Origin of the sequence: Bacteroides clarus YIT 12056 (assembly GCF_900129655.1) — a bacterium.
Classification (GTDB): domain Bacteria; phylum Bacteroidota; class Bacteroidia; order Bacteroidales; family Bacteroidaceae; genus Bacteroides; species Bacteroides clarus.
Map to the genome: position 1 here is coordinate 95,583 of NZ_FQWK01000004.1, position 12,722 is coordinate 108,304.

A 12,722-nucleotide genomic window follows, 5' to 3' on the forward strand; every position below is an offset into this window, starting at 1 on the left:
ATAACTCATAAATATTTAGTTCCAATGGGAAGAGCGTTTGAATATAGAAAAGCTGCCAAATTGAAAAGATGGGGTCACATGGCTAAGACCTTTACAAGACTGGGTAAACAAATTGCTATTGCAGTGAAAGCCGGCGGACCCGAACCGGAAAACAATCCGACATTGCGTTCCGTTATCGCTACTTGCAAGCGTGAAAACATGCCGAAGGATAACATTGAACGTGCTATCAAAAATGCGATGGGTAAAGACCAGAGCGACTACAAGAGTATGACTTATGAAGGATACGGTCCTCATGGCGTAGCCGTATTTGTTGATACTTTGACCGACAATCCTACCCGTACGGTAGCGGATGTGCGCAGCGTATTCAACAAGTTTGGCGGAAACCTGGGTACAATGGGCTCATTGGCTTTCCTGTTCGACCATAAATGCGTGTTCACTTTCAAGAAGAAAGACGGTATGGATATGGAAGAATTCATTCTCGATATGATTGACTTCGACATTGACGAAGATTATGAAGAGGATGAAGAAGAAGGCACAATCACTATCTACGGTGATCCGAAAAGTTATGCGGCTATCCAGAAACACTTGGAAGAAGGCGGTTTTGAAGATGTCGGCGGTGAGTTTACCTACATCGCGAATGACCTGAAGGATGTTGAGCCGGAACATCGTGAAACTATCGACAAAATGGTGGAACGTCTGGAAGAGTTTGACGACGTACAGACGGTTTATACTAATATGAAGCCGGAAGAAAGCGAAGAATAATGACTTATACTTACAAGACGAAAGGTACGTGCAGTAGCAATATCGAGCTTGAGGTAGAAGACGGAATCGTAAAGGACATCGCGTTCTGGGGTGGCTGTAACGGCAATTTGCAAGGCTTGTCCCGTTTGGTTGCCGGGATGCAGGTAAAAGAGGTGATTTCCCGTCTGGAAGGTATCCGCTGCGGCGGACGTCCGACTTCTTGTCCGGACCAGTTGTGTAAAGCATTGCACGAAATGGGATATTAACCCTGCTCTGATTTAAAAAGGGGGAATTTTAAAAGAGGGTGTGTCAAAACGGATTTCAGGTATTGTTTTGTCATTAGCTTCGCTCAAAACATCTTTTGATTTTTACATTGATGTATAGTCTGAACGGAGTGAAGAAGAGAGTGTGCAAAACTGTGATAGCTGAAATTCGTTTTGGCACGTCCTTTTTGCTTTTGAACCAAGTTATGGTGTATTTGTTTTTTTTTATTTGAGTACTTTTACACCCTCAAAATAAGAACAACACAATGAAGAATATTTTTAAAGATTTACAACGGAAAGACCACAAACGCTATCTGGGTGGTTTGGATGTATTCAAATATATCGGTCCGGGGCTATTGGTTACGGTCGGTTTTATCGACCCGGGAAACTGGGCGTCGAACTTTGCGGCGGGTTCTGAATTCGGTTATTCGTTGTTGTGGGTAGTGACGCTTTCCACCGTTATGCTGATAATTTTGCAGCATAATGTGGCGCACTTGGGCATCGTAACCGGATTGTGCTTGTCGGAAGCTGCCACGCAATACACTCCCAAATGGGTGTCGCGCCCCATATTGGGGACGGCTGTGCTGGCATCCATATCTACTTCGCTGGCCGAAATATTAGGCGGAGCCATTGCGCTGCAAATGTTGCTGGATATTCCGATTATATGGGGCTCGGTACTGACTACGGTTTTTGTATCGGTAATGCTTTTCACCAATTCCTATAAGAAGATTGAAAGGGCTATCATCGCGTTCGTGTCCGTTATAGGGCTTTCGTTCATCTACGAACTTTTCCTTGTCAGGATTGATTGGCCTGTGGCCGCGCAAGGCTGGGTGACCCCTTCGTTTCCCGAAGGAAGCATGCTTATTATCATGAGTGTGCTCGGCGCTGTGGTGATGCCTCATAATCTGTTTCTCCATTCGGAAGTGATACAGAGCCATGAGTACAACAAGCAGGATGATGCTTCCATCCGTAAGGTATTGAAGTATGAACTGTTCGACACGCTGTTTTCCATGATTGTGGGATGGGCCATTAACAGCGCGATGATATTGCTGGCAGCCGCCACTTTCTTTAAGAGCGGGATTCAGGTGGAAGAATTGCAACAGGCAAAATCACTGTTGGACCCGTTGTTGGGAAGCAGCGCCGGCGTGGTGTTTGCGCTGGCATTGCTGATGGCGGGTATCTCTTCGACTATTACGAGCGGTATGGCGGCAGGCTCTATTTTTGCCGGTATATTCGGCGAGTCGTATCACATTAAGGACAGCCATTCGCAGGTGGGAGTAATTCTTTCCTTGGGTATCGCATTGCTATTGATTTGCTTTATCGGAGACCCGTTCAAAGGGTTGCTGATTTCACAGATGATATTGAGTGTCCAGTTGCCGTTTACCGTGTTCCTGCAAGTGAGCCTTACCTCGTCCCGTAAAGTAATGGGACAATATGTAAACAGCAAATGGAGTACGTTCGTGCTCTATACGATTGCTGCTATTGTGACAGTATTAAACATTATGTTATTAATATCAAGTTTATAATGAAACGTCACTTATTAAATGAAAAGTTCGTGACAATCGAACAGTTGGCCGATGGCGGATATGCCCATAAACTCCCGGGAGTGACCGTGGGATATTCTTTTGCAGAGACATTTCTGGGAGAAATGTTGGTTGCATCTACGCCCAAAGGTGTATGCTATATGGCATTTGTAACCGGAAACAGAGATGTTTCATTGATTGAAATGGTCAGCAGGTTTCCCGGAGCTCACTTTGAGGAACGTACGGACGAGTACCAGCGCAAGGCATTGGCCGCTTTATCCGCGGATGAGGAAAACGTGGAAACAGTACCTTTGCATTTGAAGGGAACCGAATTTCAGTTGCGCGTGTGGAAAGAGCTGTTGAACATCCCGTTCGGCGAAACAACCACTTACAAGGACATTGCCGCCGCGCTGCAAACTCCCAAGGCTTTCCGGGCTGTAGGCTCCGCCATCGGCGAGAATCCGGTTTCGGTATTGATTCCCTGTCACCGGGTGCTGCGTACGGACGGAGCTCTCGGCGGTTACCATTGGGGGCTGGAGCGTAAAGTCCGACTGCTGGAGTGGGAGAAACAGCATAAGGAAGCCGAATAGATAAACTTAAAAACATACAGACATGAAGATTATAACCTACAACGTAAATGGTTTGCGCGCTGCCGTAACCAAAGGTTTTCCCGAATGGCTGGCAAATGAACAACCGGACGTGCTGTGTCTGCAGGAAACCAAATTGCAGCCGGAACAGTATCCGGCGGAAGCGTTGGATGCATCGGGATACAAGCATTACCTGTATTCCGCCCGAAAGAAAGGGTATAGCGGAGTAGCCATTCTGACGAAACGCGAACCGGATCATGTGGAATATGGTATGGGTATTGAAGAGTACGATAATGAAGGCCGTTTTATCCGCGCCGATTACGGCGACCTGTCCATTGTGAGTGTTTATCATCCTTCGGGAACAAGCGGTGATGAGCGCCAGGCTTTTAAAATGGTATGGTTGGAAAAGTTTCAGCAATATGTGGTGGAGTTGCAGCGCACCCGTCCGAAGCTGATTCTTTGCGGAGATTATAATATCTGTCATGAAGCGATAGACATTCACGACCCTGTCCGCAATGCTACAAACAGCGGTTTCCTGCCGGAAGAAAGAGAGTGGATGACCCGTTTTCTGAATGCGGGCTTCATAGATACTTTCCGTCTGTTGCATCCCGACAAGCAGGAATATACCTGGTGGAGTTACCGTTTCAATTCGCGGGCGAAGAATAAAGGCTGGCGTATAGATTATTGCATGGTGAACGAGCCGGTACGTCCGATGCTGAAAGAAGCGCGCATTCTGAACGATGCGGTACATTCGGACCATTGTCCTATGATGTTGGAAATTGCAGATTAAAAGACGATGATGAAAGACAGAATAGAGAAAGCCGTTGAGTTGTTCAAGAGCGGTTATAACTGTTCGCAATCGGTGGTAGCCGCCTTTGCCGACATGTACGGTTTTACGGAAGAACAGGCTTTGCGCATGTCCGCCTCTTTTGGCGGCGGTATAGGGCGGATGCGTCAGACTTGCGGCGCTGCCTGCGGCATGTTTTTGTTGGCGGGGCTGGAAAAAGGCGCCGTCGACGGTAAAGACCGTGAGGGCAAAGCCGCTAATTATGCGCTGGTGCAGGCACTTGCGGAAGAATTCAAGAAACGTAACGGCTCGATGATTTGCGCCGAGTTGCTGGGACTGAAGAAGCCCGAAGGCTCTTCCGTTCCCGAAGCCCGTACGGAGCAATACTACGCCAAACGTCCTTGCGCGAAAATGGTGGAAGAAGCCGCGACGATATGGGCTGAGTACTTGGAAAAACAGCGGAAATAAGCCGGCAACAGCTGTTTTTTATGACAGATAAGCGAAAAAAAAGAGAGTTAATGTGTTATGTAACATAAAAATAACTATCTTTGCCGCCGAAATAAAATCTGATTATTCCGTTTTGGGAAGCGGATTTTTAAGCATGTCTAACTAAAAACAAAGAGAAAATGTTAAAAGAAAAAGCCGGTGAAACTGCAGGAAAAATTTGGAGCGCACTGAATGAAACTGAAGGTTTAACTGCTAAACAAATCAAGAAAGCTACAAAATTGGTAGATAAGGATTTGTTCTTGGGTCTTGGCTGGTTATTGAGAGAAGACAAAATTTCTACTCAAGAAGTTGAAGGCGAACTGTTTGTAAAGCTGAACTAAGAAAGAGATTAGAATGTTATAAAAAATGCGTTGATACATTTGATATGTTATCAACGCATTTTTTTTTGTCTTCTCCTTTTTGTATCTTTGCGCACCAAAATTTTAGAAACAAATGAAAAAGAATATACGTAACTTTTGTATCATCGCTCATATCGATCACGGTAAATCAACTTTGGCCGACCGTCTGTTGGAGTTCACCAATACTATCCAAGTAACCGAAGGACAGATGCTGGATGATATGGATTTGGAAAAGGAGAGAGGTATCACCATCAAAAGCCATGCTATCCAGATGGAGTATATGTACAAAGGCGAGAAGTATGTTCTGAACCTGATTGACACTCCGGGGCACGTGGACTTTTCCTACGAGGTGTCCCGCTCCATTGCCGCCTGCGAAGGTGCGTTGCTCATAGTGGACGCTTCACAGGGCGTGCAGGCGCAGACCATCTCCAACCTGTATATGGCTATTGAGCATGACTTGGAAATTATTCCGGTTATCAACAAATGCGATATGGCGAGCGCCATGCCCGAAGAGGTAGAGGATGAAATCGTGGAACTGCTCGGTTGCAAGCGTGAAGAGATAATCCGCGCTTCCGGTAAGACGGGAAGGGGCGTCGAGGAAATCCTTGCGGCAGTCGTCGAGCGTATTCCTCATCCCGAAGGCGATGAAGAAGCGCCTCTGCAGGCTTTGATATTCGACTCCGTATTCAATTCTTTCCGCGGTATCATCGCTTATTTCAAGATTGTGAACGGTGTGATACGTAAAGGAGACAAAGTGAAATTCTTCAATACGGGCAAGGAGTACGATGCGGATGAAATCGGTGTGCTGAAGATGGATATGGTTGCCCGTCAGGAATTGCGTACGGGCGACGTAGGCTATATTATCTCGGGCATCAAGACTTCCAAAGAGGTAAAGGTGGGCGATACGATTACGCACATAGCCCGTCCGTGCAAGGAAGCGATTGCCGGTTTCGAGGAAGTGAAGCCGATGGTATTTGCCGGTGTATATCCCATTGAGGCGGAAGACTTTGAGGACTTGCGCTCATCATTGGAGAAGTTGCAGCTGAATGACGCTTCGCTGACTTTCCAGCCCGAATCTTCATTGGCGCTGGGCTTCGGTTTCCGTTGCGGATTCCTGGGATTGCTTCACATGGAGATTGTACAGGAACGTCTGGACCGCGAATTCGATATGAATGTGATTACCACCGTGCCGAACGTATCTTACAATATCTACGATAAGCAAGGGCACATGACCGAGGTGCACAACCCCGGCAGCATGCCCGATCCCACTTTGATAGACCGCATTGAAGAGCCCTATATCCGTGCGTCCGTGATTACCACCACGGACTATATCGGTCCTATCATGACACTCTGTCTGGGCAAGCGCGGCGAACTGGTGAAGCAGGAATATATCTCCGGTAACCGTGTGGAGATATACTATGATATGCCGTTGGGCGAAATCGTTATCGACTTTTACGACAAACTGAAAAGTATTTCCAAGGGATATGCCTCTTTCGACTATCACGCGAACGGTTTCCGTCCGTCCAAACTGGTGAAGCTGGATATCCTTCTGAACGGCGAACCGGTGGATGCCCTCTCTACCTTGACACACTTTGACAATGCGTACGAGCTGGGACGCCGTATGTGCGAGAAGCTGAAAGACCTGATTCCGAGACAGCAGTTTGACATTGCCATTCAGGCGGCTATCGGCGCCAAGATTATTTCCCGCGAAACAATCAAGGCAGTCCGTAAGGACGTTACGGCCAAGTGTTATGGCGGTGACGTGAGCCGTAAGCGTAAATTGCTTGAAAAGCAGAAGCGGGGTAAGAAAAGAATGAAACAGATTGGTAATGTGGAAGTGCCGCAGAAAGCGTTCTTGGCTGTGCTGAAATTGGATTAGTTGCTAAACAATTCATATGACACAGGGGTTGTTCTCTTTCCGTAGGGCTATCTTGACAACCCCTTTTAAATTTAAACCGAATGAGAAAAGTTCTATCGTTTTCGGCCTTCCTGATGGCAGGCCTGTTCGTTTCCCAATATCTCCCTGTGTGGGCGGGCGGAAACTATAATGCGGTAAAGGCCGTATCGAATGTATTGCTCTATGTCTGCTTGAGTTTTATAATGATTAATGTGGGACGTGAGTTTGAAGTCGATAAATCACGTTGGCAGACATACGCGAAAGATTATGGCGTTGCAATGGCTACCGCCGCCATGCCTTGGTTCCTGATTGCTATTTATTATGTTTTTGTCCTGCTTCCGCCCGAATACTGGAATAGTTGGGAAGCGTGGAAAGAGAATCTCCTGTTGAGCCGTTTTGCGGCTCCCACTTCCGCCGGTATTTTGTTTACCATGCTGGCCGCCATCGGCTTAAAGACAAGCTGGGTTTACAAGAAAATTCAAGTGCTGGCTATCTTTGATGATTTGGATACCATCCTTCTGATGATTCCGCTTCAGATTATGATGATCGGCCTGCGCTGGCAGCTTCTGGTGATTGTTTTCATTGTATTTCTTTTGCTCTCTTTCGGTTGGAAACAACTGGGAAAATACGACTGGCGGCAGGATTGGAAAGCCATTCTGGTATATTCGGCCGTAGTGTTTGCGTGTACGCAGGCTGTATATCTCATCAGCAAGCATTTGTATGGTGAGGCAGGCAGTATTCATATAGAGGTGCTGCTGCCCGCTTTCGTCTTGGGAATGGTGATGAAGCACAAGGAGCATGACACACCAGCGGAACGTAAAGTTTCCACGGGGATTTCTTTCCTCTTTATGTTTCTGGTTGGAATGAGCATGCCACGGTTTCTGGGTGTGGACTTTGCGGAGGCGTCGTTGGGACAGCACTCGGTTACGGGTTCGCAGGAGATGATGTCGTGGGGAATGATTATGCTTCATGTACTGATAGTGTCGTTATTGTCTAATATCGGTAAACTGTTTCCGGTATTCTTTTACAAAGACCGTAAGTTCAGCGAGCGTCTGGCGCTCTCTATCGGTATGTTTACCCGCGGTGAAGTAGGGGCGGGGGTAATCTTTATCGCTCTTGGATATAGTTTGGGCGGCCCGGCATTGATAATTTCCGTATTAACCATAGTGCTTAATTTAATTTTAACGGGTATCTTTGTTCTGTGGGTAAAGAAGCTGGCGTTGTTGAGTTATGGAAGTGTGACGGAATGAAATGTCGGCTACGCTTCCTTTCCCGAAGAAAGATGAAACCTTCAATCAAATACTTATGATTATTCTACGTACCGTGAAAAACATTTCGTCGCTGAACATAGTGGCGAGTATTCTTTTATTTCTCACCGCTATCCTGGCTGCCGTCGTGGCCAATTCGTCTTTATCGCCGATATACCAGGACTTTCTGCTTCAGGAACTTCATTTGCGCATCGGGAATTTCAATCTGCTCTCTCACGGCGGGCATCCGTTGAAGATGATAGAATTCATAAACGACTGCCTGATGACTGTTTTCTTTCTGGCAGTGGGGTTGGAGATAAAGCGTGAATTGCTGGTAGGCGAACTGTCTTCCGTCCGAAAGGCGGCTTTGCCTTTTATCGCGGCATGCGGCGGTATGCTGGTTCCGGTGGTCATCTACTCGCTTCTGGTGGTTTCCGGTACTCCCGAAACGCGCGGCATGGCTATTCCTATGGCTACGGACATCGCTTTTTCTTTGGGAGTGCTCAGCTTGCTGGGTAAGCGTGTGCCGTTGAGCCTGAAGGTATTTTTGACGGCGTTCGCTGTGGTGGACGATATTGGCGGGATATTGGTTATCGCACTGTTTTATAGCGTTGATGTGGCATACGGGTATTTGATAGTGGCGGCTGTTCTGTATGTATTCCTCTACTATATGGGCAAGTTCGGGGTGACGCAGAAGATATTCTTTCTGTTCTTCGGTATAATAATCTGGTATTTGTTCCTGCAATCGGGCATACATAGTACAATCTCGGGCGTGATACTGGCGTTTGTGATACCGGCGCGTCCCCGTTTGGACGCGGGTAAATATATCAAGCGCATCCGTGACGTCATAGGGGAGTTTCCGGTTTCCAAATCAGATAATATCGTGCTGACCAATGCGCAGATTGCTACGCTGAAGCAGGTGGAGCAGGCGTCCGATTATGTTATCAGTCCGTTGCAGTCGTTGGAAGACAATCTGCATGGAGCTGTAAACTTCGTGATTCTGCCGTTGTTTGCCTTTGCCAATGCGGGTGTGGTGTTCAGCGGTAGCGGCAGTATCGTGGGAGATGTGAGCGTGGCTGTGGCCGCAGGGCTGCTGTCAGGCAAATTCCTGGGAATATATCTGTTTACGTGGCTGGCGATAAAGAGCGGTTTGGCCTTGATGCCTGCGGGTATGAACTGGAAGAATATAGCCGGTGTTTCCTTGTTGGGCGGTATCGGCTTTACCGTATCTTTGTTCATCGCCAATCTTTCCTTTGCGGGCGAATATCCGGAATTGCTGAATCAGGCGAAGTTCGGTGTGCTTGTAGGGACGGTGCTTGCCGGGGTATTGGGATATGCGGTGCTGAATACGGTGCTGCCGAAAACCACGAAAACAAAGTAGCTTATTTCAGGAAGATATGCTTCGGAAAGAGCGGGTTCCCGCTCCCGGACTTTACTCCTTGATATGAATCAGCATATTTGCCAGAATTGCCGTAACTCCCCCCGTCGTGATGCCGGATGAGAAGATATTCCGTAGCGTTTCCGGCAGTTGGCACAGTATCTCGGGAACCAGTTCCACGCTCAAGCCGAGGGAGAAACTGACGGCCATGACAAGAGTAGCCTTTCGGTTGATTTCTTGCGCCGCGATGATGCGGATACCGGCTGCGGCTACCGTACCGAACATCAGCAGCGTAGCGCCGCCCAATACCGGTTCGGGCATCAGCGAAAATACCAGTCCCACGGCGGGAAACAGGCCGAGCAGTACAAGAAAGGCCGCAATGTAATATCCCACATACCGGCTGGCAACTCCCGTCAGTTGTATCATCCCGTTGTTTTGCGCAAAAACGGAGTTCGGGAAAGAATTGAGCGCACCCGCCAGCATGGAGTTGAAGCCGTCGGCGAGGATGCCGCCCGAAGCGCGTTTCACGAATGTTTCTCCTTCTACCGGTTCGCCGGAGATAAGGGAATTGGCCGTAATGTCGCCATACGCCTCAATGGCGGTAATCATAAAAATCAGTCCCAACGCGATAATGGTGGATAAGTCGAAAGCCAGCCCGTAGCGGAAAGGCATCGGCAGATTGAAACCGCCGTAGCTTTGTATTGAGGAGAAATCGACAATCCCCATGCACCACGCCACGATGTAGCCTATTACTAATCCGATGACAATGGAGCTCATGCGCAGGTACCGGTTGGAACTCCGGTTGAAGGCGATGATAAGCAACAGAACCAATGCGGCAAGCCCCACATGGCGGAAACTGCCGAAGCTGCCGTCGGCTTGTGCGATGGCTCCGCCGCCGCAAGCGGTAATTCCCACTTTTATCAGGCTCATGCCGATAAGGGTAACTACAATGCCGGATATCAGCGGCGTAATAATCTTCTTGGTGTACTTCAGCACCCGGCTTATCAGCATCTCCACGCTTGAAGCCGCCATACAGGAACCGAAAATCAGCGGAAGCCCACCCGCCATGCCGGCGGAAATGATGGGGCCGATGAACGAGAAGCTGGTTCCCTGAATGCACAGCAGCCCGGTACCTAACCCGCCGAACCTGCGGCATTGGATAAACGTGGATATGCCGGATGCAAACAGCGCCATGGAAACCAGGTAACCGGTTGTTTCCGTATCGAGCTTCAGCGCTCCCGCAATGATGAGCGGCGGGGTGATGATGGCTACGAATATGGCCAGCAGATGTTGCAACGCGGCAAAGAAGGCTTCCTTGAAGGGCGGCTTGTCGTTCAAGCCGTAAATCAGTCCGTTTTCCTGTTGTTTTTCCATTGCTCCGGGTTATCTGATTTTGATTTCGCAGTTGTCGAGGCTTTCGATGATGGCCAGAGATTCTACATGAATACCTTGGCTGCGCAGCTCGTCGCCTCCGTGCTGAAAGGCTTTCTCTATGATGAATCCCATACCTACCAGCTCCGCGCCGGCTTGCTTCACCAAGTCCATAATGCCTTTGGCGGCGTTTCCGTTGGCGAGGAAGTCATCGATGAAAAGCACCTGGTCGCCGGGAGTGAGGAAATCTTTGCTGACGCATACGTCGTACGAACGTTGTTTGGTGAATGAGTATACGGAAGTAATCAGCATATTGTCCATAGTGCTCGGCTTCTTTTTCTTGGCGAACACTACGGGAAGTTCCAGCAGATAGCCTACCATAATGGCAGGGGCGATGCCGCTGGCCTCGACGGTGATAATCTTGTTGATATTGGTAGAAGCGAAGCGTCTGACGAACTCCACGCCGATGGATTTCATCAGAATCGGGTCCATTTGATGATTGATGAAGTTATCTACTTTCAATATACCTCCCGGATAGCATTTTCCGTCTTTCAGAATACGGTCTTTTAAAATTCTCATAATATAACAGGTCTTGTCTTTAGATTTATTCTTTGTCTTCTTGTTCTGTTTCTTCTTGCGCCTCTTCTCTGGGCAGCAGTCTTGCCGAGATGCGTTTCTTCGGAGTAAGGCTCATGTCTTTCAGCATTTCCGCTTGGCGGACTACGCTGCCGTTGCCTTCGGACAGTTGGTTGAGCGCTTTGTCATAGTCTTTTTGCAGGCTTGTCATGCGGTCGCCGAGGGTGAGGAAAGTGTCGGTGAAACCTACAATCTTTTCGTATAAGGCCGTGCCGCGCTTGATGATGGCCTGCACGTTTTTCACTTGGTTTTCCCGCTTCCACAGGTCGAGCGAGAGACGCAGGGCGCTGATGAGGTTCGTGGGGCTCATCAGTACGACTTTCTTGTTGTAGGCGTACTCCCAAAGGTTGGCGTCGCTTTGTATGGCAAGCAGGTAAGCACCCTCTGTGGGGATAAACATCATGACGAAATCCGGTGACTTGATGTCGTAGTGCGAATAGTCTTTCCGGCTGAGCTCGTCGATGTGGTTGCGGACGGACTGCAGATGCGCTTTGAGCCAGCGCGCCTGTTCTTCGCGGTCTTCGGCGGATGTATAGGCGGCGTAGGCGGTGAGGGAGACTTTGGAGTCTATTATCATCTCGCGCTCATCGGGGTACTTGATGAGGATGTCGGGTTGCATCTTTTGGCCGCTTTCTTCGCTGACAATCACTTCGCCGCGTTCGTCTTTCAGGAACTCCTGACGGAAATAGTGCTCGCCTTCAATCAGGCCGGACGCCTGCAACAGACGTTCCAGAATCATTTCACCCCAGTTGCCTTGCATCTTGGAATCGCCTTTCAAGGCGCGTGTCAGGTTGTTGGCGTCTTCACTGAGGCGGTTGTTCAGTTCCACCAGTTCCTTGATGCGTTCTCCCAGAGAGAAACGTTCTTTGGCTTCGGTACTGTATACTTGCTCCACCTTTTCCTTGAAGTCTTTTATCTTCTCGTCCAGCGGGCGCAGAAGATTGCCCAGATGCTCGGCGTTCAGCTTGGTGAAATCTTCCGTCTTGCTTTGGAAGATGCGGTTTGAAAGGTTCTCAAACTCGGTGTTCATACGCTTGTGCAAGGCTTCGGCTTCTTCTTTCTGTTCGGCGAGGCGTTGTTCCCATTGCCGTTGCTGCTGGGTGATGCGTTCGCCAAAGGAACGTTCCTGCTCGGCGAGGCGTTCGTTGAAGCCGCGTGCCTGTTCGGAAATGCGTTCGGCAAACAGCCGTTCTTGTGTGCTAAGGCGTTCCGCTGCTTGGCGGCCGGCTTCCTGCAAGCGTTCTTCGGCGATGGAGCGCTCGCGGGCGATACGCTCTTCGGCAGTGCGGTTCAGTAACGCTTCACGCGCTTCGGCGGCCTCTACTTGTGTTTTTAGGGCGGCGGCTTTTCTGCCGGCCATCAGATAGCCGATGACGGCTCCTGCGATAATTCCAACGAGTAATAGTATGATATTCATAATTGCGTATGGGGAAATAAAGTTTCAATG

13 protein-coding genes are annotated in these 12,722 nt (G+C 48.8%); 10 read left to right on the plus strand and 3 right to left on the minus strand.

What is annotated here, in order from left to right:
* Window positions 1-24: 24 nt before the first annotated feature.
* The 10 genes from BUB52_RS07705 to nhaA all read left to right on the plus strand — a co-directional run bounded on the left by BUB52_RS07705 (window position 25) and on the right by nhaA (window position 9,271).
* A complete protein-coding gene (locus BUB52_RS07705; protein WP_009121148.1) occupies window positions 25-762 on the plus strand; it encodes a YebC/PmpR family DNA-binding transcriptional regulator in 738 nt (245 codons plus the stop codon).
* Window positions 762-1,007 (plus strand): TIGR03905 family TSCPD domain-containing protein, encoded by a 246-nt coding sequence (locus BUB52_RS07710; protein ID WP_009121147.1) that lies wholly within the window; start codon window positions 762-764, stop codon window positions 1,005-1,007. The genes BUB52_RS07705 and BUB52_RS07710 overlap by 1 nt, the downstream gene beginning before the upstream one ends.
* A gap of 263 nt (window positions 1,008-1,270) precedes the next feature.
* The gene (locus tag BUB52_RS07715) at window positions 1,271-2,530 is read left to right on the plus strand and encodes an Nramp family divalent metal transporter (protein ID WP_009121146.1); all 1,260 of its coding nucleotides are present in this window, start codon (window positions 1,271-1,273) and stop codon (window positions 2,528-2,530) included.
* Window positions 2,530-3,117 (plus strand): methylated-DNA--[protein]-cysteine S-methyltransferase, encoded by a 588-nt coding sequence (locus BUB52_RS07720; RefSeq protein WP_009121145.1) that lies wholly within the window; start codon window positions 2,530-2,532, stop codon window positions 3,115-3,117. The genes BUB52_RS07715 and BUB52_RS07720 overlap by 1 nt, the downstream gene beginning before the upstream one ends.
* A 22-nt stretch (window positions 3,118-3,139) precedes the next feature.
* Window positions 3,140-3,904, plus strand: a complete 765-nt coding sequence (locus BUB52_RS07725; RefSeq protein ID WP_009121144.1) for an exodeoxyribonuclease III — start codon at window positions 3,140-3,142, stop codon at window positions 3,902-3,904.
* Between the two features lie 6 nt (window positions 3,905-3,910).
* Complete coding sequence (locus tag BUB52_RS07730) at window positions 3,911-4,369, plus strand: C-GCAxxG-C-C family protein (protein WP_009121143.1); 459 nt, start codon at window positions 3,911-3,913, stop codon at window positions 4,367-4,369.
* A 158-nt stretch (window positions 4,370-4,527) separates the two neighbouring features.
* Window positions 4,528-4,728, plus strand: coding sequence for a winged helix-turn-helix domain-containing protein (locus tag BUB52_RS07735; protein ID WP_009121142.1), 201 nt, complete (start codon window positions 4,528-4,530; stop codon window positions 4,726-4,728).
* Window positions 4,729-4,840: 112 nt separating this feature from the next.
* Window positions 4,841-6,625: a translation elongation factor 4 gene (gene lepA, locus BUB52_RS07740; protein WP_009121141.1), complete on the plus strand. Its 1,785-nt coding sequence runs from the start codon at window positions 4,841-4,843 to the stop codon at window positions 6,623-6,625.
* A gap of 80 nt (window positions 6,626-6,705) precedes the next feature.
* Window positions 6,706-7,893 (plus strand): cation:proton antiporter, encoded by a 1,188-nt coding sequence (locus BUB52_RS07745; protein ID WP_009121140.1) that lies wholly within the window; start codon window positions 6,706-6,708, stop codon window positions 7,891-7,893.
* Window positions 7,894-7,948: 55 nt separating this feature from the next.
* Window positions 7,949-9,271: a Na+/H+ antiporter NhaA gene (nhaA, locus tag BUB52_RS07750; protein WP_039950429.1), complete on the plus strand. Its 1,323-nt coding sequence runs from the start codon at window positions 7,949-7,951 to the stop codon at window positions 9,269-9,271.
* A gap of 51 nt (window positions 9,272-9,322) precedes the next feature.
* On the opposite strand, the gene BUB52_RS07755 is transcribed toward nhaA, so the two are convergent.
* Genes BUB52_RS07755 through rmuC form a run of 3 tightly spaced genes read right to left on the minus strand, consistent with a single transcriptional unit; the run spans window position 9,323 to window position 12,692 of the window.
* The gene (locus BUB52_RS07755; RefSeq protein WP_009121138.1) at window positions 9,323-10,642 is read right to left on the minus strand and encodes a nucleobase:cation symporter-2 family protein; all 1,320 of its coding nucleotides are present in this window, start codon (window positions 10,640-10,642) and stop codon (window positions 9,323-9,325) included.
* A gap of 9 nt (window positions 10,643-10,651) precedes the next feature.
* Window positions 10,652-11,218 (minus strand): xanthine phosphoribosyltransferase, encoded by a 567-nt coding sequence (xpt, locus tag BUB52_RS07760; protein ID WP_009121137.1) that lies wholly within the window; start codon window positions 11,216-11,218, stop codon window positions 10,652-10,654.
* A gap of 25 nt (window positions 11,219-11,243) precedes the next feature.
* Window positions 11,244-12,692, minus strand: a complete 1,449-nt coding sequence (gene rmuC / locus BUB52_RS07765) for a DNA recombination protein RmuC (RefSeq protein WP_009121136.1) — start codon at window positions 12,690-12,692, stop codon at window positions 11,244-11,246.
* Window positions 12,693-12,722: the final 30 nt, after the last annotated feature.